General features: G+C 72.3%; 13 protein-coding genes and 1 pseudogene. 9 read left to right on the forward strand and 5 right to left on the reverse strand.

Features of this window, described 5'->3' with window-relative positions; all coding sequences use genetic code 11:
• Positions 1–24: 24 nt before the first annotated feature.
• From ACSNN8_RS04220 to ACSNN8_RS04230, 3 genes are all read left to right on the forward strand, one after another.
• Positions 25–516, forward strand: coding sequence for a DUF402 domain-containing protein (locus ACSNN8_RS04220; RefSeq protein WP_436647065.1), 492 nt, complete (start codon positions 25–27; stop codon positions 514–516).
• Positions 517–716: 200 nt separating this feature from the next.
• Positions 717–4,919 (forward strand): GH92 family glycosyl hydrolase, encoded by a 4,203-nt coding sequence (locus tag ACSNN8_RS04225; RefSeq protein ID WP_436647066.1) that lies wholly within the window; start codon positions 717–719, stop codon positions 4,917–4,919.
• A 76-nt stretch (positions 4,920–4,995) separates the two neighbouring features.
• Entirely contained in the window at positions 4,996–5,565 is a 570-nt protein-coding gene (locus ACSNN8_RS04230; RefSeq protein ID WP_436647067.1) for a dihydrofolate reductase family protein, read from the forward strand.
• Positions 5,566–5,579: 14 nt separating this feature from the next.
• Here the strand turns inward: ACSNN8_RS04230 and ACSNN8_RS04235 are convergent, their stop codons facing one another.
• On the reverse strand, positions 5,580–6,023 hold the full coding sequence (locus tag ACSNN8_RS04235; RefSeq protein WP_436647068.1) for an ester cyclase: 444 nt from the start codon (positions 6,021–6,023) through the stop codon (positions 5,580–5,582).
• Positions 6,024–6,188: 165 nt separating this feature from the next.
• Here ACSNN8_RS04235 and ACSNN8_RS04240 point away from each other — a divergent pair, with 165 nt between their 5' ends.
• Together ACSNN8_RS04240 and ACSNN8_RS04245 are read left to right on the forward strand one after the other, a co-directional pair.
• Positions 6,189–6,788 carry a TetR/AcrR family transcriptional regulator gene (locus ACSNN8_RS04240; protein WP_436647069.1) on the forward strand — a complete coding sequence of 200 codons (600 nt, stop codon included), beginning with the start codon at positions 6,189–6,191 and terminating at the stop codon, positions 6,786–6,788.
• A 59-nt stretch (positions 6,789–6,847) separates the two neighbouring features.
• On the forward strand, positions 6,848–8,899 hold the full coding sequence (locus ACSNN8_RS04245) for an NAD(+) synthase (protein ID WP_436647070.1): 2,052 nt from the start codon (positions 6,848–6,850) through the stop codon (positions 8,897–8,899).
• 19 nt (positions 8,900–8,918) lie between these two features.
• Here the strand turns inward: ACSNN8_RS04245 and ACSNN8_RS04250 are convergent.
• The 3 genes and pseudogenes from ACSNN8_RS04250 to ACSNN8_RS04260 all read right to left on the reverse strand — a co-directional run.
• Positions 8,919–9,460: pseudogene (locus tag ACSNN8_RS04250) on the reverse strand (phospho-N-acetylmuramoyl-pentapeptide-transferase); the annotation flags it as partial.
• Between the two features lie 54 nt (positions 9,461–9,514).
• A complete protein-coding gene (locus tag ACSNN8_RS04255) occupies positions 9,515–9,856 on the reverse strand; it encodes a VOC family protein (protein WP_436647071.1) in 342 nt (113 codons plus the stop codon).
• A 5-nt stretch (positions 9,857–9,861) separates the two neighbouring features.
• A complete protein-coding gene (locus ACSNN8_RS04260) occupies positions 9,862–13,059 on the reverse strand; it encodes a GH92 family glycosyl hydrolase (protein WP_436647072.1) in 3,198 nt (1,065 codons plus the stop codon).
• Between the two features lie 183 nt (positions 13,060–13,242).
• Between ACSNN8_RS04260 and ACSNN8_RS04265 the strand changes: the two genes are divergently transcribed.
• From ACSNN8_RS04265 to ACSNN8_RS04280, 4 genes are all read left to right on the forward strand, one after another.
• Entirely contained in the window at positions 13,243–15,954 is a 2,712-nt protein-coding gene (locus ACSNN8_RS04265; RefSeq protein ID WP_436647073.1) for a putative bifunctional diguanylate cyclase/phosphodiesterase, read from the forward strand.
• A gap of 92 nt (positions 15,955–16,046) precedes the next feature.
• Positions 16,047–17,204, forward strand: coding sequence for a type III PLP-dependent enzyme (locus ACSNN8_RS04270; RefSeq protein WP_436647074.1), 1,158 nt, complete (start codon positions 16,047–16,049; stop codon positions 17,202–17,204).
• Positions 17,205–17,370: 166 nt separating this feature from the next.
• Positions 17,371–19,200 carry a hypothetical protein gene (locus ACSNN8_RS04275; protein WP_436647075.1) on the forward strand — a complete coding sequence of 610 codons (1,830 nt, stop codon included), beginning with the start codon at positions 17,371–17,373 and terminating at the stop codon, positions 19,198–19,200.
• Positions 19,201–19,924: 724 nt separating this feature from the next.
• A complete protein-coding gene (locus ACSNN8_RS04280) occupies positions 19,925–21,490 on the forward strand; it encodes an MFS transporter (protein WP_436647076.1) in 1,566 nt (521 codons plus the stop codon).
• Here ACSNN8_RS04280 and cobF read toward each other — a convergent pair.
• The gene (gene cobF, locus ACSNN8_RS04285) at positions 21,453–22,205 is read right to left on the reverse strand and encodes a precorrin-6A synthase (deacetylating) (protein ID WP_436647077.1); all 753 of its coding nucleotides are present in this window, start codon (positions 22,203–22,205) and stop codon (positions 21,453–21,455) included. The genes ACSNN8_RS04280 and cobF overlap by 38 nt on opposite strands.
• Positions 22,206–22,228: the final 23 nt, after the last annotated feature.

The following is a 22,228-nucleotide window of genomic DNA, read 5'->3' on the forward strand; positions in this document are numbered from 1 at the left end:
GTATCCCTGGCCTAGGGTGCGCTGGTGGGCACGAGCGTGCGGCTGCACAAGGTGAAGCGACCCGGCGGCGTCTTCTGGTTCGATCTGCAGCACGTCGCCGAGGACGCGGACGGCACGTGGCTGCGGGGTCCGGTCGGCTCGCCGTGGTCGGCCCCGCACGACAGCGGGGTCCTGCCCGTTCCCGTGGTGGTGCTGCTGACGCCGGGCCGTCCGTGGGCCGCCTGGTGGGTCGGCGACCCCGCCGACCGGCGCCTGGAGATCGACGTGTGCCTGCCACCCGTGCCGGTGCCGGACGGCTGGCAGTACGTCGACCTGGAGCTCGACCCGGTGCTGCACGAACGCGACGGCCGGGTCGAGATCGAGGACGAGGACGAATACGAGCAGGCGTGCCGCGACAACTGGATGACGCCCGCCGACGCCGAGCTGGCCCGGCTCACCGCCGACGCCTGCGCGGAGCTGCTGCGCCGCGGTTCCGAGCCCTGGCTGCGCCGCGGCTGGCAGATCCTCGAGCCGTAGGTTTCGCACACGATCGCACACCGGGGCGCGCACGGCCCACGTTCCCGCAGTGACCATAACGGGAGGCCGGACGCGGAACAAGGGCTCGGCTGACATCGATGTCAGGCCGCGCGCGAATGTGTTCGATCGACTCTTGCCCATCCATAGATCTACAGGTAACGATGTGTCGCGCACGTTACGCGGATGAGCGGAGGAACCGGATGCGCCGACCACGGTGGACAGTCGCGGCAGTGCCCCTGACGGTGGTGGCAGCGATGCTGATCGGGACGCCCGCGCACGCGGCGGCGGCAGCGGAGTTCGCGTCCTCGTTCGAGGCGGGGCAGCCCCAGCCGGACTGGACCGACACGACCGAGCGGGCCGACGGCGTGGACGGCGACGTCAGCGCCGGCATGCCGGGCAGCCTGCGGAGCCGGGTCACGGCGATCGCGGTGAACGCGGAGCCCAACGCGAACGAGAACGGCGCCAACCTCAACGACGGCGACCCGGCGACCAAGTGGCTGGTCGACACGCCGGCGAGCTGGGCGCAGTACACCCTCGACGCGCCCGAACGCGTCGTCAGGTACGCGCTGACCAGCGCCAACGACGCCCCCGAGCGCGACCCCAGGGACTGGACGCTCGAGGGCTCCGCCGACGGCACCGCGTGGACGACCGTCGACACCCGCACCGGCGAGACGTTCGGCGAGCGGTTCCAGACCAAGACGTACGAGGTCGCCTCCCCCGCGAGCTTCAAGGTCTACCGGCTCAGCATCTCCGCGCACGGCAGCGGCGCCCTCACGCAGCTCGCCGACCTCGAGCTCGCCGGCGCCGGCACCGCCCCGCCGCCGTCCGGGCCCATGCAGAGCCGCCCGGGCAACGGCCCCGCGAGCTCGCCGACCGCCAAGGCCAACGCCGGCTACACGGGCCTCAGGGCGTTCCAGATCGCCGGGCGCCACACGGGCGAGGGGCGCGCGTACGCGTACAGCAAGGTCTTCGACGTCGACGTGGCGGTCGAGGACGACACCGAGCTCAGCTATCTGGTGTTCCCCGAGTTCAACCGCGCCGACCTGAGCAACCCCGCGACGTACACGGCCGTGGATCTGGCCTTCACCGACGGCAGCTATCTGTCGGAGTTGGCGGCGAGGGACCAGCACGGGGTCGTGCTCGACGCCGAAAAGCAGGGCGAGTCGAAGACGCTCTACACGGCACAGTGGAACCTCAAGAAGGCCCGGATCGGCGCGGTCGCGAAGGGCAAGACGGTCGACCGCGTCCTGATCGGCTACGACAAGCCCGGCGGTCCCACGAGCTTCCGCGCGTGGTTCGACGACATCCGGATCGGCGCGGCGCGCACGGTCGACAGACAACACCTTGCCGAGTACGCCGACACGCGCCGCGGCACCCAGTCGTCCGGCGACTTCTCGCGGGGCAACAACTTCCCGGCGACCGCGGTCCCGCACGGCTTCAACTTCTGGACGCCGGTGACCGACGCCGGCTCGACGAGCTGGCTCTACCAGTGGTCGCGGCAGAACAACGCCGCCAACCGGCCTGCGCTGCAGGCGTTCTCCGCGAGCCACGAGCCCAGCCCGTGGATGGGTGACCGCCAGACGTTCCAGGTCATGCCGTCGCTGGGCACCAACGCGTCCCGCACGGCTCGGGCCCTGTCGTTCTCGCACGACAACGAGGTCGCCAAGCCGTACTACTACGGCGTCACGTTCGACAACGGGCTCAGGACGGAGCTCGCGCCCACCGACCACGCGGCCCTGTTCCGGTTCACGTTCCCCGGCGAGGGCGGCAACCTCATCCTCGACAACGTGGACAGCCGCTCCGGGCTCACGATCGACGCCGCCAACCGTACGGTCTCGGGATGGTCCGACGTCAACAGCGGCGGCCTGTCCGCCGGCTGGACGCGGATGTTCCTGTACGCGACCGTCGACTCCCCGGTCACCGCGAGCGGCATGCTGCCCGAGGGCAACCGCCCGTCCACCGGATACCTGGGCTTCGCGAACAGGACGGTGACGATGCGGATCGCCACCTCGCTGATCAGCGTCGCGCAGGCCAGGCACAACCTCGACCTCGAGATCGCCGCCGACGCGACCCTCGAGCAGGTGCGCGACCGCGCCCGCGAGCTGTGGGACGACAAGATGCACACCGTCGAGGTGGAGGGCGCGTCCGAGGACCAGCTCGTCACGCTGTACTCCAACCTGTACCGGCTGTTCCTCTATCCCAATTCCGCGTACGAGAACACGGGCACCGCCGACGCCCCGGCCTACAAGCACACCGTCCAGTCCGCGGTGACCAGCCCTGCCAGTACGCCCACCGAGACGGGCGCGCCGGTGAAGGACGGCAAGGTGTACGTCAACAACGGCTTCTGGGACACGTACCGCACGACCTGGCCGGCGTACTCGTTGCTCACGCCCAGGATGGCGGGCGAGATGGTGGACGGGTTCGTGCAGCAGTACCGCGACGGCGGGTGGATCTCGCGCTGGTCGTCGCCGGGCTACGCGAACCTCATGGTGGGCACCAGCTCCGATGTGGCGTTCGCCGACGCGTACCGCAAGGGGGTCAAGGGGTTCGACGCCGAGCAGGCGTACGCCGCCGCGGTGAAGAACGCGACGGTCACGCCGCCCAACCAGAACGTCGGGCGCAAGGGCCTGGCCACGTCGATCTTCAAGGGGTACACGCCGAGCGACGCGACCGGCGAGGCGATGAGCTGGGCGATGGACGGCTACATCAACGACTTCGGCATCGCGAACATGGCCGAGGCGCTGGCCGGCAAGACCGGTGAGAAGCGGTACGCCGAGGAGGCCGAGTACTTCCGCAACCGCGCGCTGAACTACGTCACCATGTTCGACCCCTCGGTGGGCTTCTTCCAGGGCAGGAACTCGGCCGGCGTGTGGCGGCAGACGCCCGAGCAGTACGACCCGCGGGTGTGGGGCTACGACTACACCGAGACCGACGGCTGGAACATGGCGTTCCACGTGCCGCAGGACGGGCAGGGTCTGGCCAACCTGTACGGCGGCCGGGCCGGGCTGGCGTCGAAGCTGGACAAGTTCTTCGCCACGCCCGAGACGGCCACCTTCCCCGGCTCGTACGGCGGAACGATCCACGAGATGCTCGAGGCCCGCGACGTGCGGATGGGCCAGTACGGCCACAGCAACCAGCCGTCGCACCACATCATCTACATGTACGACTACGCCGGGCAGCCCGCCAAGGCGCAGAAGCTCGCCCGGGAGGCGCTGTCCCGGCTCTACCTGGGCAGCGAGATCGGGCAGGGCTACCCCGGCGACGAGGACAACGGCGAGATGTCGGCGTGGCAGGTGTTCTCCGCGCTCGGCTTCTACCCGCTGCAGATGGGCTCCCCCGCGTACGCCGTGGGCTCCCCGCTGTTCACGAAGGCGACCGTGAACCTCGAGAACGGCAAGAAGATCGTCGTCAACGCCCCCGGCAACTCGGCCACCAACGTCTACGTCCAGGGCCTGAAGATCGACGGCAAGGCGTACGGGTCCACGTCGATCCCGCACTCGGCGCTCGCCGACGGGGCCGTGCTCGACTTCGCCATGGGCCCGCAGCCGTCGTCGTGGGGCGCGGACTCGCCGCCGCCGTCGATCACCACGGGCGACGCGCCGCCCGCCCCGCTGCGCGACCTGACCGGCCCGGGCCGGGGCACCGCCTCGGCGCCCGCGCTGGTCGACGACACCACGGCGACCCGGGCCGCCGGCGCCGCGTTCTCCTACGAGTTCGCGAGCGCGGGCGAACAGGCCACGTACTACACGCTGACCTCGGCCGCGGACACCGGCGCCGACCCGTCGTCGTGGACCCTGCGGGGCTCGTACGACGGCGCCACGTGGACGACGATCGACTCGCGCACGGATCAGAAGTTCGACTGGCGGCTGCAGACGCGCCCGTTCCGGATCGCGTCGCCCGGGCGGTACAGGTTCTACGCCCTGGACTTCGGCGGCGCGGCCGTGGGGCTGGCCGAGGTGGAGCTGCTGGGCAAGCCCGCACCCGCCTGCACGACCACCATCGCCGACCGGGTGACCGGGGCGCTCACGGTCAGCTCGGGCGTGACGTGCCTGGCGCCCGGCTCGACCGTGACCGGGCTGGTGACCGTACGCAAGGGGGCCTCGCTTCTCGCCACGGGCGCGACGCTGAAGGCCGCGCTGACCGCCACCGGCGCCGGAACCGTCTCGATGCTCGGCTCCACCGTCACCGGCGCGGTCACCGCGAGCGGCTCCGGCCCGGTCGCGATCGAGGGCTCCACGGTGCGCGGACCGGTCACCCTGCTCACCGGCAAGGGCGCGACCGTGGTGGCCGGCAACACCCTCAACGGGCCGCTCACCTGCACGGGCAACCAGCCCGCCCCGGTGAACAACGGCCTGCGCAACGCCGGCAGCGGCCCGCGCTTGGGGCAGTGCGCCAAGCTGTGACAGGAGCGCGGGGGCGGCCGGCTGTCGCCGGCCGCCCCCGCTGTCGGATTCCACCGCGGCCGTTCGTAGGAAGGGCATGACAGCGACCTACACGTTCGACGTGTTCTGCACCCTCGACGGCTACGGCTCCTACGACGAGAACGGCGACTGGGGCGGCTACTGGGGCAAGCAGGGCCCCGAGTTCCTCGAACGCCGTCTCGCCCTCTGCAGCGCGGAGCAGCGCATGGTGCTCGGGGCCAACACGTTCCGGGACTTCCTGCAGCTGCTCGACCCGGACGACCTCGACCCGGTGAACTCGGCGATGCGCAACCTGCCCACGACGGTCGTCTCCACCACCCTCGAGGGCCCGTTCGACTGGCCGGACGCGACCGTCGCGAACGGCGACGCCGTCGACGTGGTCACCCGGCTCAAGAACGAGTCCGCCGTGCCGCTGCGCTCGCACGGCAGCATGTCGCTCAACCGGGCGCTGCTGGCCGCCGGCCTGGTCGACCGCCTCCAGGTCACCATCTTCCCCGTGATCAGCGGCCGCACCGGCACGGAGCCGATCCTGCGCGGCGCCGCCGACTTCGACCTGGAGCTGCTCGAGAGCCGCACCTTCGACGGCGCCATCCAGGAGCTCACCTACCGGCCGAGCCCGCACCGCTGAGCCCGGCGGACCGCCTACGTCCAGGCGCCCGGGGTGGGGGCGCCGGCCGGGGCGGTGAGCTGCGCCATCAGGCCCGCGAAGTCCTCGAGGTGCCAGGTGGTGACGATCCGGCCGTCGCGCACCTGGTGGATGTCCATGGTGCGCATCTCGATGCGCCGGCCGGTCGGCTCGTGTCCCAGGAAGGCGCCCTGGTGGGTGCCGCTGACCGTGTTCCGGACGGCCACCCGGTCACCGCCGACGACCAGGTCCTCGTGCTTGACGTCGTAGTCCGGCATGGCCCGGCGGAACACCGCGATCTGTGCGGCCATCCCCGCCGGCCCCTGCTCCTGACCGGGTGCGAGGGGGATGTCGATCCAGTCGTCGGCCAGGATCTCGCCGTAGACCGACGTGTCCCCGGTGCGGAACGGCTCGTAGAAGGCGCGCACGACGTCGGTGATGCGCTGGTCGGGGTTGCTCATGAGGGATGTCCTTTTCTGGCGGAGGGGCTTCCGGACTCGAGCCGGATGGCCCGAGATTGAGGTGCGCACGCACCTCACTTTGCGGAGCTGGTGATACTGTGGTGCGCACTCACCTCATTTGTCAAGCGCCCCTCCACCGGCGAACGTCACGAAGCGGAGACTGTGATGGCTGCACCCGCCCGGCAGCGGATCCTGGACGCCACCGCCCGGCTGCTGCGCGAGAAGGGCCTCGCGCGGCTGACCACGCGCGAGATCGCGCAAGCGGCGGATGCCGCGGAGGGCTCGATCACCAAGAACTTCGGCGGCAAACTCGGCCTGCTCACCGCGCTGCTCTCCAGCGATCTGCCCGAGCTCACCGCCTGGCGCGACGCGCTGACCCCGCCCACGTCGCGCCCCGAGGACCTCGAGGCCGCGCTGACCCGCGCCGCCGACGCGGCCATCGACTACTACGCGGCCTCGCTGCCCCTGATCGCCGGCGCCGTGTCCGACGCCACCCTCTTAGAGGCATACCGCGCGACCAACACCGCCAACGGAACGGGCCCGCAGCTCGCCGTGCAGCAGATGACCGACTACCTCGCCGCCTGGCAACAGCACGGGGCCCTGGCCCCCACCGCGGACCCCGGCGCCCTGGCCCTGCTGTTCTGCGGCGCCGCCCAGGTCCAGGCATGGACCGACTACCTCGCCGGGCCCGGCGTCCTCCCCGGCTCCCGCGCCGACCGCATCGACCGGGTCGTCACCGCCCTGCTCGGCCGACCGGGCCGGTGAACGGGCGGGCGGCGGCCACCAGCAAGATTTTCGCGGCGGATTCGGGGGATGATGGGGCCGTGAACTTCCGCTCTGTCTATCAGCACGGGTTCGCGCGGGTCGCCGCGTGCACCGGGCACGCCGTCGTCGCCGATCCTGCCGCCAACGCCGAGGCGATCCTGCGCCAGGCGCGCCAGTGCGCCGAGCAGGGGGTGGCCGTGGCGCTCTTCCCCGAGCTGGGGCTCTGCGGCTACTCGATCGAGGACCTGCTGCTGCAGGACGCGCTGCTCGACGACGTCGAGGCGGGGCTGCGCAGCGTCGTCGAGGGGTCGGCCGACCTGCTGCCCGTGCTGATCGTGGGAGCGCCGCTGCAGCACCGCAACCGGGTCTACAACTGCGCGGTCGTCATCCACCGCGGGGAGATCCTCGGCATCGCGCCGAAGTCGTACCTGCCGAACTACCGCGAGTTCTACGAGAAGCGCCAGATCGCGGCGGGCGACGACGAGCGCGGCGGCTCGCTGACCTTCGCGGGCCGGGCCGTGCCGTTCGGCCCGGATCTGCTCTTCGAGGCCGAGGACGTGCCCGGCCTGGTGCTGCACGCGGAGATCTGCGAGGACATGTGGGTGCCGGTCCCGCCGCACGCCGAGGCCGCGCTGGCCGGCGCCACCGTGCTGGCGAACCTGTCCGGCAGCCCGATCACGGTCGGCCGCGCCGAGGACCGGCGGCTGCTGTGCAAGTCGGCTTCGTCGCGCTGCCTGGCCGCGTACGTCTATGCCGCCGCGGGCCTCGGCGAGTCGTCCACCGATCTGTCCTGGGACGGGCAGACGATGATCTACGAGAACGGCGTGCTCCTCGCCGAGACCGACCGGTTCCCGCTCGACGACCGGATGGCCGTGGCCGACGTCGACCTCGACCTGCTGCGCCAGGAACGCCTGCGGATGGGCAGCTTCGACGACAACCGCCGTACGCACTCCGGCCGCACCGGCGGCTTCCGGCGCGTGCGGTTCCGGCTCGATCCCCCCGCCGGCGACCTGGGCCTGCGCCGCCGCATCGAGCGCTACCCGTTCGTGCCCGCCGACGTGGCCCGGCTCGCCCTGGACTGCTACGAGGCGTACAACATCCAGGTCGCCGGCCTGCAGCAGCGCCTCGCGGCGATCGGCAACCCGAAGGTCGTCATCGGCGTCTCGGGCGGGCTCGACTCCACGCACGCGCTGCTGGTCGCCGCGCAGGCCATGGACCGCGCCGGCCGGCCGCGCACCGACATCCTGGGCTTCACCATGCCGGGCTTCGCCACCGGCACCAACACCAGGAACAACGCGCACCGGCTGATGAACGCGCTGGGCATCACCGCCGCGGAGCTCGACATCACCTCGACCGCCAAGCTGATGCTCACCGAGATGGGCCACCCGTTCGCGTCCGGCGAGCCGGTCTACGACGTCACGTTCGAGAACGTGCAGGCCGGGCTGCGCACCGACTACCTGTTCCGGCTGGCCAACCAGCGCAACGGCATCGTGCTGGGCACCGGCGACCTGTCCGAGCTGGCGCTGGGCTGGTGCACGTACGGCGTCGGCGACCAGATGAGCCACTACAACGTCAACGGCGGCGTGCCCAAGACCCTGATGCAGCACCTCATCCGCTGGGTGGTGAGCAGCAGGTTCTTCGACGAGGAGGTCGGCGCGGTCCTCACCGACGTGCTCGACACCGAGATCAGCCCCGAGCTCGTGCCCGGCGAGGAGCTGCAGTCCACCGAGAGCACCATCGGCCCGTACGCCCTGCACGACTTCGCGCTGTTCCACATCCTCCGCTACGGCATGCGCCCGTCGAAGATCGCGTTCCTGGCGTGGCACGCTTGGCGCGACGTCGCCGCCGGCGAGTGGCCGCCCAACTTCCCCGAGGACAAGCGCGGCTCCTACGACCTGCCCGAGATCCGCCGCTGGCTCGAGGTGTTCTGCCGCCGGTTCTTCGCCTTCGCCCAGTTCAAGCGCTCCGCCATGCCCAACGGCCCCAAGGTCTCGGCCGGCGGCTCGCTGTCCCCGCGCGGCGACTGGCGGGCCCCGTCGGACGGCAACGCCAACGCGTGGCTGCGCGACATCGAACGCTGGGACAAGGTCGGCGCCTGGCAGGAGAGCTGACCCCGCGGGTGCCCTGGCCCTATCCGACGGCCGCGAGGAAGTCCGAGTAGAACAGGCCCAGGCCGGCCGCCACGCAGACACCGGCCACGGTCCAGAACCGGACCACGATGTTGACCTCGCTCCACCCGGCCAGCTCGAAGTGGTGGTGCAGCGGCACCATGCGGAAGACACGCCTGCCGGTGGTCCGGAACGACACGATCTGGATCACCCAGGTGACCGTGATGAGAAAGAAGAGCCCGCCGAACGAGATGGTCTCGCCGGCCACGGTCCGGCCGTCGGTGCCGGCCATGGAGAGCGCGGCGATGCCGAACCCGGTGCCGACGAGCGCCTGACCGAGCAGCTTTCCCCGGGCGGACAGGCCGTCGGAGTTGCGCCTGCGGACCTTGAGCAGATCGTCGACGAAGCCGATCGCACCGCAGCAGACGAACAGTCCGAGGAGGACGAAGGCCGTCATGGTCGGCCTCTCCTGGGCGATCTGCCGCTCGGGCAGCGTGGTCAGCGCGACGTGCCCGGCGACGTAGGCGACGAGGTCGCCACGATGAACGCGACGCCCCCCATCGAACTCCACCGCGGGCCGCATCGCCGTGGCTCGGCGGCGACGACCGGGCGGCGCGGTCAGACGGGCCCGCCGCCGAAGCCGATCTCGTTGCCGTCGGGGTCGTGGAACGTGGCCTTGCGGACGCCGTTGTCGTACGTCTCGACCTGTGCCGGTTGCAGGCCCCGCCCGGCGATGCCGGCGATCCGGGCGTCGAAGTCGTCGACGAAGATCGTTTGCAGGGCGTGGCCGGCGTGGTCGGGGCGCACCTCGATGTAGACGTACCGGTTCTCGGCGAGCTCCCACACCGCCTCGACGTCGTTGGGCAGGAACGACGGCGGGCCGCCGAGCAGGCGCTCGTACCAGGCGACGGCGGTGGCGTAGTCGCGGACCGGGATGCCGGCGAACAGCTCTACGGTCATGGAGGTCAGGCTAGCGTCAGCGCGTAGACGTACACGCGCGCGTCGGCGGGCAGCGTGATCGAGCGGAGCTGCTTGCCCGCGGCGAGCGGCAGCTTGGCGCCGAACAGGGCGACCGGCGGGCCGTCCACGCCCTGGCCGGCCTTGATGCGGTGCGGCATGGCGAGGACCGCGGTGGTGCCGGCGGCCGCGGAGCCGCACCAGTCGGCCACGGTGACCGGCGCGGAGGCGTACGTGCCGTCGGTGTAGCCGAGGGTGACCGACGTGCCGACGGGGCCGTTGTGGCTGGTGAGCACGAGGTTCGCGGAGGTGTGGGCGCCCGCGGGCAGCACCAGCGTCCGGCCGTCGGCGGGGACGAAGTTGGGGGCCGTGCCGGTGGGGTCGGGAGCCGCGTACGTGACGCCGCCCCACGTGACCGGGCCGGCGGCGGGCAGCAGGGCGGCGTCGTAGCTCCAGCCGCCGCCGTCGAAGTCGCCCTCGGTGGTGGCCTCCACGGTGGCGGTGCCGTCGCGGGTGGGCGTGAGCGCGACGGCGCACTGGCCCGCGGCGGACGACGCCGAGCACGTCGAGGGCGTGGTGACGACGAGGCCGGCGGTCTTGGTGAGCGGCGACCCGCCTCCCGTGACGGTCACGGACAGGGGGTAGGTGCCGACGGCGGCATCCGCGGGGGCGGTGACGGTGATCGTGGCGGTCGCCGAGGTGGGCAGGTGGCGGGAGACGATCGGCGCGGGCTGCCGCACCACGGCCTTCCAACCCGCGGGGGCCGTGGCGGCGACCCGGGGCAGCAGAGCCGTGGGCGCCTGGCCGACGAGGTCGACGGTGAGGGTGGCGCTGCCGCCGGGCGGGACGGCGGCGGTCGCGGGGCGGACCGAGGCGTCGAGGCGGGTGCGGCCGTCCGGCGCGGCCTGGTTGACCGACGGCGGCTGGGCGGCGGTCGACGTGCCCCACGACGACGGGGTGGCGCCGAGCGTGTGCGCGATCGTGCCGCCCGAGCCGATCGCCGACCACGGGATCCAGTTCCTCGTCAGCAAGCCGCCGTCGACCCGTACGCGCTGGATGTAGCGGTTCTCGTCCGAGGCGCCGGGAGCGGTGATCGTCAGCGGGCGGCCGCCGACATCGACCACCGCGGACGGGAACTGGGGGCTGGAGACGGCGAGGAAGTCGGCGCCGCTCATCGTGGGATACAACCCCAGCGAGGAGAAGACGTACCAGGCACTCATCGTGCCCAGGTCGTCGTTGCCGGTCATGCCGTCGGGGCCGGTGGTGAACAGGGTCATCGCGGCGCGCACGACCGTCGCGGTCTTCGCGGGCGCGCCGGCCCAGTGGTACATGTACGGCGCCAGCAGGTCGGGCTCGTTGTTCGGGTTGTAGGTGGGCTTGGCGTAGTAGTCGTACGGCGAGGCGATCCAGTCGGTGCGGGCCGTCCCGGCCGGGTCGGTCAGGAGCTTCCCGTACGCGAAGAAGTCGTCCAGCCGCTTCTCGGTGGCCTGCCGCCCGCCCATCAGCCGCACGAGCCCCGCCGGGTCCTGCGGGACGAGCCACTGGTACTGGTAGGCGCCGCCCTCGTGGAACTGCTGCGCCGCACCGACCGGGTCGTACGGGGTCAGCCAGGTGCCGTCAGTCGTCCGCGGCCGGAACTGCTTGATCGAAGAGTCCCACAGGTTGCGGTACCACTGGCCCCGCCCGGCGAACAGCCGCGCGTCGGCCGTCCTGCCGAGCCCGGACGCCATCAGCGCGAGCGAGGCGTCCGCCGCCGCGTACTCCAGGGTCGCCGAGGCGGGGTGCACGCAGTCGTTGTCGCCGCCCTTGTGCACGCAGTCGGCGCCCAGCTCGAGCCCGGAGGGGATGTAGCCGCGGTCGCTGTAGTACCTGATGCCGGTGCGTCCGTTGTACGGCGAGCCCGCGGGCGGCTCGCTCAGCGCGTTGGCCCGCAGCAGCTCGTACGCCTCGCTTTCGTGGCCCGCGAGCAGCCCTTTCGACCACGCCTCGACGAGGAACGGGGTGACCGGGTCGCCGGTCATGATGTTGGTCTCGCTGTTGGCGAGCGCCCAGCGGGGCAGCCAGCCGCCGTCGCGGCCGATCGCGAGCACGCTGAGCGCCACGTCGCGCGCCACGCCGGGGGTGAGCATCTCGAGCAGCTGGTTCTGCGGGCGGTACGTGTCCCAGAGCGAGAAGTTCTGGTACGGCGTGTAGCCCTCGGCCCGGTGCACCTCGCGGTCGAAGCCGACGTACGACCCGTCCACGTCGCCGGCCAGGTTCGGGTGCAGCAGCGAGTGGTAGAGCGCCGTGTAGAACGCCGCGCGCCTCTCCTCCGTACCGCCGCCGATCTTGACCTTGTCCAGCGCGGCCACCCACTCGGCCCGCAGGGCGGCGCGCGTGGCGTCGAAGTCGTAGGACGCGGCGGTCTCGGCCGCAAGGTTGGCCCGCGCTCCCGCCAGGCCCGTGTACGACAGCCCGACCTTCACCACGACGTCCCGGTCGGCGGTGGCGTCGAAGGTGACGTACGCCCCGTTCGAGCCCGAACCGGAGGCGTCGCGGCTGCCGGCCGTGGCGGTCGAGCCGCGCCAGGTGCCGAACGCGGCGAACGGCCGGTCGAACGAGGCGGTGAAGTACACGGTGTGGTCGTCCTTGCCGGCGCAGAAGTTGCCCGCCTCGACGCGGCCCTCGATCGTCCGGTCCCCCACCACGTGGATCTCGGAGCCGAACACGGACTGGTTGGCCTTGCCGGTGTTGAACAGGACGTTCGCCGCGGCGGTGGACGGGAACGTGTAGCGCTGCCAGCCGGTGCGCGCGGTCGCGGTGAGCTCGGCGGTGACGTCGTACTTCTGCAGCCCCACCCGGTAGTAGCCCGGCGACGCCTGCTCGTCGTCGTGGCTGTACGCCGACCGGTAGACATCCGGGTCGACGCTGCCGACCGCGCCGGTGGTCGGCATCATCGGCAGCTCGCCGGCGACCCCGCAGCCCACGCCGGACAGGTGCGTCTGGCTGAAGCCGTGGATCGTGGTCTGCCGGTGGTCGTACCCGCCCTGGCCGCCCGTGTCGGGGCTCACCTGCACCATGCCGAACGGCGCGCTCGCGCCGGGGAACGTGTTGCCGAAGTTCTCGGTGCCGACGAACGGCCGCACGAGGTCGACGGGCTGGTCCGGCGCCGCGGCCGGGGCGGCGGCCAGGGAGGCGACGAGGACGGCGCTGAGCAACACGTGCATGGGTGAACCTCCCGTGACGGCCGTGATCAGGCGGTGACAACGTTGTCACCACTCAGAGACGTACGTCAATGCCTGGCACCCGAAATGCACCGCGAGACCCCTCAAGATGCCCGGCCGCCGTTCCGATCTACGCGTCGACCGCCCATTTCGGGGCGGTTCCTGGGCGGACCGGAGACACGTCTGATGGCAGCCAGCACCGAACCGCGGGCCGGGAACTCCGCCCGGTGGCCGCGCCTGTGCGTCCTGGTGGGCACGATCGTCGTCGCGTTCGCGCTGCTGCTCGGCACGGGCACCGCCGGCGCGGTCGTCGCCAACGTGAGCCAGTGCGTGGCCGCGATCGCCGCCGCCGTGGCCTGCCTGCACCGGGCGCGGCGGCTCACCGGCCGCATGCGGTGGGGCTGGGCGCTGATCGGCCTGGGCGTGCTGAGCTGGGGCCTGGGCCAGGCGGTCGCCTGCTGGTACAGCCTCGTCGGCCGCGAGGTGCCGCTGCCCTCGGAGGCCGACCTGGGCTACCTCGGCATCGTGGTGCTCACCCCGATCGGGCTGCTCGTGCTGCCCAGCCGCGCGCAGACGCTGGCCGGGCGGGTGCGCAGCGTGCTCGACGGGCTCATGGTCGCCGCCTCGCTGGTGCTGATGGCCTGGATCTTCGTGGTCACGCCGCTGCTCGAGGGCGGCAAGGCTGGCCTGGCGCTCTACCTGAGCCTGGCCTACCCGCTCGGCGACGTGGTGATCGTGACCATGGTGCTCTACATGCTCGCGCAGCAGCGCCGCACCGGCCGCGGCTTCAACAACCTCGCGCTCGTGGGCATCGGCATCGTCGCGTTCGCGGCCTCCGACATCGCGTACGCCTACCTGCAGCTGCTCGGCGCGTACCGCTCGGGCAGCGCCACCGACATCGGCTGGTTCACCGGGTTCTGCCTGATCCTGCTCGCCGCGCTCATGCCGGCCCGCCCGGTCGAGCAGGACGAGCAGGACAGCGGTCAGCCGGTGGGCGTCCTGCTGCCGTACGTGGCCGTGCTCGCGGCGCTGTTCACGTCGGTCGTCTGGTACGCCACCACCGGGCACAGCAACCTGTTCGTCGCATACACCCGCTCCGCGCTGATCCTGCTGATCGTCGGGCGCCAGCTGCTGACGCTGCGGGAGAACCGCAACCTCACCCGTACGCTCGAGGCCCGCGTGGCCGCCCGCACGGCCGAACTGTTCGCCAGCGAGCAGCGGTTCCACGCGCTGGTGCAGCACAGCTCCGACGTGGTCACGGTGGTCAGCCCCGAGGCCGACGTGCTCTACCAGAGCGAGTCGGTGCAGCGGGTCTTCGGCTACCCGGCGCGGGCCCTGAACGGCAAGCGCCTCACCAAGCTGCTCGACCCCGAGTCGGGCATCCGGCTGGCCCAGGCGCTGCGGCAGGTCGCCGGCCGGCCGTACGCGACGACGGTCCTCGAGATCACCGTCCCGCACCGCGACAAGCGGCTGCGCCAGGCCGAGATGACCATCACGAACCTGCTCAGCGACCCCAGCGTCGCCGGCCTGGTGCTCAACACCCGCGACATCAGCGAGCGCAAGGAGCTGCAGGACCAGCTCGTGCACGAGGCCTACCACGACGCGCTCACCCAGCTCGCCAACCGCGCGCTGTTCCGCGAGCGGGTCGGCGAGGCGCTGCGCACCAAGCCCGCCGACGGCGAGGTCACCGTGCTCTTCCTCGACCTCGACGGGTTCAAGGAGGTCAACGACAGCCTCGGCCACCTCGCCGGCGACCAGCTGCTCGTGCAGGTCGCCGACCGGCTGCGCTCCTCGGTGCGTGACGGCGACGTGGTGGCCCGCTTCGGCGGCGACGAGTTCGCCGTCCTGATCGAGTCGGAGCGGGGCGCCCGCGACGCCGAGCAGGTGGCGCGGCGCATCATCGAGGTGCTCGAGACGCCGTTCGCCAGCGACACCCGCAACATCCACGTGCAGGCCAGCATCGGCCTGGCCGCGGCGGGCATGCTCGCCGACGGCGAGACCGACGGCGCCGAGCAGCTCATGCGCAACGCTGACCTGGCCATGTACAAGGCCAAGTCGGCCGGCGGCAGCGTGCACGCCAGCTACGACCCCGAGATGCTCTCCGACCTGGTCGCCCGGCTCGAGCTGGAGGCCGACCTGCGGCTGGCCCTCGAGCGGGGGCAGCTGCACCTGCACTACCAGCCGACCATCGACCTGACCACCAGCGAGGTCGTCGGCTTCGAGGCGCTGGCCCGCTGGCAGCACCCCACCCGGGGGCTGATCCCGCCGGCCGAGTTCATCCCGATCGCCGAGGCCACCGGGCTCATCGTGCCGCTGGGCCGGTGGGTGCTGCGCGAGGCGTGCAGCCAGGCCGTCGAGTGGTCGGCGGCGGGCGGGCGGCCGGTCAAGATGGCCGTCAACGTCTCGGTGCGCCAGTTCGACCGCGCCGACCTGGTCGAGGTCGTCGCGGGCATCCTCGCCGAGACCGGCATGCCGGCCGACCAGCTCTGCCTCGAGATGACCGAGAGCGTGCTGATGACCGACACCGACGACAACCTCGAGCAGCTGCTGCGGCTCAAGGCGCTCGGCGTGACGCTGGCCATCGACGACTTCGGCACCGGCTACTCGTCGCTGGCCTACCTGCGCCGCTTCCCGGTCGACACCCTCAAGATCGACCGCTCGTTCGTCGAGCGGCTCGGCGCGCTGACCGACGACACGGCGCTCGCCGACACCATCGTGCAGCTCGGCAAGAGCCTCGGCATGGCCTGCGTGGCCGAGGGGATCGAGGAGTTCGGCCAGCTCGCCGCGCTGCGCGAGATGGGCTGCCACTTCGCCCAGGGCTACTACTTCTCCCGCCCGGTGCCCGCCACCGAGGCCGGCCGCCTCTTCCTCGAGGGCGCCGAGGCCGTCGCCCGCTGACCGCTCGTCCTGGCCGCCCCCTCACCGCGCGCCCTCGCGGCCCGCGCCGCTTCCCCTCCCCTTGTTGATCCACTTCCTGCTTGGAGCGTCGCATGACCATCGGCACCGCCCCGTCCCCGTGGCCGGCCACCCTCGGCCCGGCGCAGCTTCAGGCGATCGACATGCCGACGCCGTACCTGGTCACCGATCTGTCCGCGATACGCGACCGGCACGCCGCCTTCCGCGCCGCCCTGCCCGGCGTGCGGGTGCACTACGCGATGAAGTGCAACCCGTCCCCCGAGATCCTGCGCGCCCTGCACGCCGAGGGCGCCGGCTTCGAGATCGCCTCGCTGGGCGAGCTGCGCACGCTGCAGGCGATCGGCGTCGACCCGGCCGACGTGCTCTACAGCAACCCGGTCAAGCCGCCGTCGCACATCGCCGCCGCGCACGCCGCGGGCCTGTGGCGCTACAGCTTCGACTCCCCCAACGAGCTCGCGAAGATCGCCGAGCATGCCCCCGGCGCGGCGGTCTACGTGCGGCTGCGCGTCGACGACCAGGGCAGCGCCTTCCCGCTGTCGCGCAAGTTCGGCACGGACACCGAGGACGCGTACGACCTGCTCCTGCTCGCGGAGCGGCTGGGCCTGCGGCCGTACGGGATCACGTTCCACGTCGGCTCGCAGTGCCTGCGCCCCGACGCGTGGGCCGAGGCGGTCGACACCGCGGGCAAGCTCATGGACCGGCTGCGCCACGACGGCATCGAGCTCGAGATGCTCGACCTGGGCGGCGGCTTCCCGGCCCGCTACACCACCGGCGTGCCCGCGATCGAGCAGATCGGCGCGGTCACCACGGAGGCGATCGACGCGCTCCCGTACCGCCCCCCGCTGCTCGTCGCCGAGCCCGGCCGGCACCTGGTGGCCGAGGCCGCCGTGCTCGCCGCGACCGTCATCGGCCACGAGCGCCGCGGCGACCAGAACTGGCTCTACCTGGAGGTCGGCGCCTTCAACGGCCTCATGGAGGTGCTCCAGACGCCCGGCGGCTGGGACTATCCCGTCCGCTCGTCCGCGCCCGCCGGCGACCTCGTGCCGTACGTCGTCACCGGCCCCACGTGCGACAGCAGCGACACCATCGGGTACGCCATGATGCTGCCCGAGGGAGTACGCACGGGCGACGTCGTGTACCTCGGCAGCACCGGCGGCTACACCCTCGCGTACGCCTCGCACTTCAACGGTTTCGCCCCGCCCACTCCCCTCTTCGTGGGCGCCCGTGAGTGAGACCCGCCCCCGCCCCTCCTCGTCGGCGCCCGTGAGCGAGACCCGCACGCGCCCGTCCTCGTCGGCGCCCGTGAGTGAGACCCGCCCCCGCGGCCGGGGCCGCCGCCGCGCCGGCCCCGGCGGCATGCGACGCGCCGGCCGCCTGCGCGAACTGCTGCTCTCGGGCGTGGCCGACTCGTTCGGCATGGCTCTGGGCTGGACGTTCGTCGTGCTCATCGCCACCGAACGCGGCGGCTTGGCCGAGGCCGGCCTCTACAACGCCGCGATGCTCGTCGGCGTCGTGCTGTCCGCCCCCGTCACCGGCTGGCTGGCCCACCACCTCGACGGCCGTACGCTGCTCCGCGGCGCCGCGGCCCTGGAGGTGCTGCTGCGCTTCGGCACCCTGTACGGCCTTATCGCCGGCTGGCCTTCGTCGCTGATCGCCGCGCTCGTCGTGCTGCAACACGTCGCCGCGTGGGCCGGTTTCGCCGGCATGCGCGCCGAGGTGTCCGCCGTGGACGCCTCCGCCCGCTCCATGACCCGCTACGCCGTAGCCATAGCCGGCGTCGAAGCCGCCGGCACCGCCATCGCCGCCCTGCTCCCGACCGGGACGCTCGGCTATCCCACCGGCTGGCTGCTGGTCGCCGTTTTCGCCGTCTATCTCGGTTCCCTGATCCCCACCGTCCTGACCGCCCGCCGCGCCCGCATCACCCCCGCCGCGCCAACCCCGGCCGCCGCCCTCGTCCCGTCCCCCGCGCCACCCCCGGCCGGCCGCCTTGAACCAACCGCGACCAGTGGCCCTGCGCCAACCGCGGCCGCTGCCCTCGTGCCCACCCCGACCGCTCGTCTCGCGCCAACCGCGGCCACTGGCGCCGCGCCAACCCCGGCCGCCGCCTCCGCGGCAACCCCCACCACTCACCCCACCTCAGCCGCGGCCATTGGCCCCGTGCCAACTGCGGCCACCGCCTCCGCGGCAACCCCCACCACTCACCCCGCTCCAACCGCGGCCATCGGCCCCGTGCCAACTGCGGCCACCACCGCCACGGCAACCCCCACCACTCACCCTGCCTCAACCGCGGCAATCGGCCCCGTGCCAAAGGCGGCCACCACCCCTGCGGCAAGCGCGGCCACTGGCGCTGTGCCAATTGCAGCCGCCGCTTCCCAGGCGGCCCCCGCCGCTCGCCTCGCCTCAACCGCGGCCACTGGCGCTGCGCCAATGGCGGCCGCCGCCCCCGCCGCAGCCCTCACCGCTCGCCTCGCGCCAACCGCGGCCAATGGCACTGCGCCAACAGCAGCCACCGCCTCCGCGGCAACCCCCACCGCTCGACTCGCCTCAACCGCGACCATTGGCCCTACGCCAACTGCGGACGCGAGCAGCGTCAGCGCTCCGGTCGTCGCTCCGGCTCGGTGGCGGCATGCGGCTGCGACGCCGTCCACATCGGTCGGGTGGCGGCTTCCTCAGCCGCGGCTGCTGCTCGCCGGGGCCGGGGTCATGCTGCTGGCGTCGGCCCCGACGCTGCTGGCCGTCCCCGTGACCGCGGAACTCCACGGCGGCGGCTGGGTGGCCGTGTCCGCCGTCGCGTTCTGTCTCGGCACCCTGCTGGCCACCCGCGCGGTGGCCCTCATCGGCCGCCTGCAGCTGCCCGCGGTGCTGCGCTGGTCGATCTGGGGCCTCGGCATGCTCGCCGGCTGGATCCTAGCGCCCACCTACGCCTTCATGGTGGTCGTCGCGCAGTTCGCCGCCGGCCTGAGCCAGACCGCGTTCGAGGGCGACATGGACGCCCGCGTGGCAGCCGACGCCAAGCCCGAGTCACTCACCCGCGACCTCGCCTACAGCGCCTCGGTGCGAGCCCTGGGCGGCGCGATCTCCGTACGCCTGCTGCCCCTACTCGTCGCCACCCCCGCCATCGGCACAGCCGCAAGCGGCGCGGCGCTGATCCTCGGCGTCATCACGCTCACCCTGTGGGCCGGCCTTTCCACAGCGCCGCATCTGTTCCGACGCTTCGCCCACAGCTGACTATCCGTTCCAGCGGGAAGCCGCCTGTTGGGACGCGCACTTTCCTCTACTGACGCGCACTTTTCTCTACTTAGGAGCGCATCCCGGTGCGCGCTTATCGCGGATTCTGTTGCGCGTTTCGGCGCGGAGCCGCCGGTTGCAGCGCGGAGTTGCCTGTTCCTGCGCGGAGCCGTCCGTTTCTGCGCGGGGATCAGCCAGTTTCGGCGTAGCCGCCGATTTCGGCGCGGGATGGCCTGTTCCTGTTTCGGCGCGGAGCCGCCCGTTCCTGCGCGGACCAGCCGGTCTCGGCGGGCAGCCGCCAGTCACAGCGCGGAACCTCAATTTCGCGGCGAACCGCCAGTTCCTGCGCAGACCTGCCAGTTCCAGCGCGCAGCCGCCAGTCTCAACGTCAGTTTCGCGCCGAACCGCCAGTTCCTGCGCGGAGCCGTCCGTTCCTGCGCGGAGCCGCCCGTTCGGCGCGGAGCCGCCGGTTGCAGCGCGGAGTTGCCTGTTCCTGCGCGGAGCCGCCGCTTTGTGCGCGAAGCCGCCCGGCCTGTTGGGCGCAGCTGTGCTCGCGGTGCCGGCTTGAGCACCCCGGCGACGAGAGCGGCACCGGGCTGAAACGCCCGGGAGAGCAACCGGCGCCCGGCCGAGTGCGGTCGGCGCTGGAAACGGTTTGACTGTCGTCGCGGGGGTCGGGATCCTCTCGGCATGACAACTGCGTGCGGCATCGTCGAGACGTCCGGTGCCTCGTGTCGTCTGCCGGGCTGATGACCCTCTGACAGCAGCGCACACCGCTTCGGCACCGGAACCTTCCCGATCCGGAGCGCTTCCGCATGTCCCCGTACCGTCTGTTCCTGATCCTGCGCGGCGCCGGCGCGTTCGCGTCCACCACCGCCTTCACGCTCAACCTCGTCTATCAGGCGACGTCGTCGGGCTGTCGCCGCTTCAGCTCGTGCTCGTGGGCACGCTCATGGAGACGGTCTGCTTCGTCGCGCAGGTGCCGACCGGCGTGATCGCCGACCGGTACAGCCGCCGCCTCTCGGTGATCGCGGGCTACCTGCTCATGGGCGCCGGCCTGGCGGTGTGGGGGCTGCTCCCGACGTACGCGGGAATCCTCACGGCCACCGTGATCTGGTCGGTGGGGGTGGTCTGCGTCGACGGCGCCGAGGAGGCGTGGGCCGCCGACGAGATCGAACCCGGGCGGGTGGCCGGCGCGTTCGTGCGCGGTGGCCAGCTCGCGCAGGCCGGGTCGCTGCTCGGCATCGTGGCCGCGGTCGCACTCACGGCCGTCGGGCCCGCGCTGCCGTTCCTGGCCGGTGCGGGCGTCACGCTGGCCCTGGGCGTCCTGCTGATCGTGGCGATGACCGAGGACAACTGGCGCCCGGCGGAGGTCGGCTCGTGGCGCTCGATGCACCGCCAGGTGGTTGCGGGCGCGCGGGCCGTGCGGCACAGCGCGGTGCTCGCCGGCATCGTCGCCGGGGCGCTGTTCGCGGGCATGAGCAGCGAGGGCTTCGACCGGCTGAGCCAGCCGTTCCTGCTGCCGCACACGGGCGGCCATCCGGCCGAGCTGGTCTTCGGCGGGCTGGCCGCCGCGGCCGCGCTCGGCTCGATCCTGGCGACCGGCCTGGCGGGCCGATGGATCGACGCGGTCCGGCCCCGAAGCGCCGACCCGGAGATCGACGCGATCGACCAGCAACGCGCCGGCCAGGAGATCGACGCGATCGACCAGCAACGCGCCGGCCAAGAGATCAACGCGCTCAACCAGCAACGCGCCAGCCAAGAGATCAACGCGGTCGGCCCGCAACGCACCGGCCAGGAGATCAACGCGGTCGACCAGCAACGCGCCGGCCAGGAGATCGACGTGGCCGGCCCGCAACGCGCCGAGCGGGGGATCGACGCGGCCGGGTCGCGGCGCGTCGGCCGGACGCTCGCCGTGATCCAGGCGGCGACGGCGGTGGGGATGATCGGGCTGGGGTTCGCCGGTCGCTGGCAGTGGGCGGTTGCGCTCTACCTGGGCGTACGCCTTCTGCGCGACACCGCCGGGCCGGTGCTCGACGTGTGGCTCGTCTCGGCCACCGCGTCGAGCTCGCGGGCCACGGTCTACTCGATCGTCGCCCAGGCCGACGCGCTCGGTCAGATGGCGGGCGGCCCGCCCGCGGGCGTCGTCGCGCACCGCCGCACGATCGGCGCCGGCATCTCCGTGGCGGGGCTGTTCGTGCTGCCCGCCGTGGCGCTGTTCGCGCTGGCGAGCCGCGCGCGGCCGGCCGAGGTCAGCGAGGCGGGCGCCGCAGCAGGTACGTATCCATGATCCAGCCGTGCTGCTCGCGGGCCTCCGCGCGGGTCTTGAGGATGTCGTCGGCGACCTCCGACACGCGGCCCGAGCGCAGGATCTCGTCGGGGGTGCTCACGTAGGCGCCCCAGAAGATGTCCGCGTCGGGGTGGGCGGTGAAGGCCTGCTGGGCGTCGAGCATGACGACCACGTCGTCGACGCCCTCGGGCCAGCCCTCGGCGAGCCGGCGGCCGGTCGTCACCTGGAACGGGCGGCCCACCCGGTTGAGCGGCACCCGGTGCTTCGCCGCGAGCGCCGACACGCTGCTGATGCCGGGGATCACCTCGTACTCGAAGTCGATCGTCCCCCGCGCCAGCACCTCCTCGAGGATGGCGATCGACGAGTCGTACAGCGTCGGGTCGCCCCAGACGAGGAACGAGCCGGTCTCGCCGTCCCGGAGATGCTCGACCAGCATCTCCTCCATCACCAGCGCGCGGCGGTGCCGCCAGTCGGAGACCGTGCCCTCGTAGTCGGCGGGGGTGCGGTCGCGGTCGGGGTCGCGCCCGGCGATCATGCGGCGGCTGGGCTTGGAGTACGCGCGGATGATCCGCTCCCGCAGCTCGATCATGTCGGCCTTGACCGACCCCTTGTCGAGCAGGAAGAAGACGTCCGTACGCCCGATGGCCTTGGCCGCTTGCAGGGTGAGGTGGTCCGGGTCGCCCGCGCCGATCCCGATCAGACAGATCTTCCGCACCCGCCCCAGTGTGCCAGGGTCGC

Origin of the sequence: Actinoplanes sp. URMC 104, from assembly GCF_051386375.1 — a bacterium.
Taxonomy (GTDB): domain Bacteria; phylum Actinomycetota; class Actinomycetes; order Mycobacteriales; family Micromonosporaceae; genus Actinoplanes.

Coding starts and splice junctions, on each gene's coding strand:
- ACSNN8_RS04225 (WP_436647066.1), top strand. CDS start 717: ATGCGCCGACCACGGTGGACAGTCGCGGCAGTGCCCCTGACGGTGGTG.
- ACSNN8_RS04230 (WP_436647067.1), top strand. CDS start 4,996: ATGACAGCGACCTACACGTTCGACGTGTTCTGCACCCTCGACGGCTAC.
- ACSNN8_RS04235 (WP_436647068.1), bottom strand. CDS start 6,023: ATGAGCAACCCCGACCAGCGCATCACCGACGTCGTGCGCGCCTTCTAC.
- ACSNN8_RS04240 (WP_436647069.1), top strand. CDS start 6,189: ATGGCTGCACCCGCCCGGCAGCGGATCCTGGACGCCACCGCCCGGCTG.
- ACSNN8_RS04255 (WP_436647071.1), bottom strand. CDS start 9,856: ATGACCGTAGAGCTGTTCGCCGGCATCCCGGTCCGCGACTACGCCACC.
- ACSNN8_RS04260 (WP_436647072.1), bottom strand. CDS start 13,059: ATGCACGTGTTGCTCAGCGCCGTCCTCGTCGCCTCCCTGGCCGCCGCC.
- ACSNN8_RS04265 (WP_436647073.1), top strand. CDS start 13,243: ATGGCAGCCAGCACCGAACCGCGGGCCGGGAACTCCGCCCGGTGGCCG.
- ACSNN8_RS04270 (WP_436647074.1), top strand. CDS start 16,047: ATGACCATCGGCACCGCCCCGTCCCCGTGGCCGGCCACCCTCGGCCCG.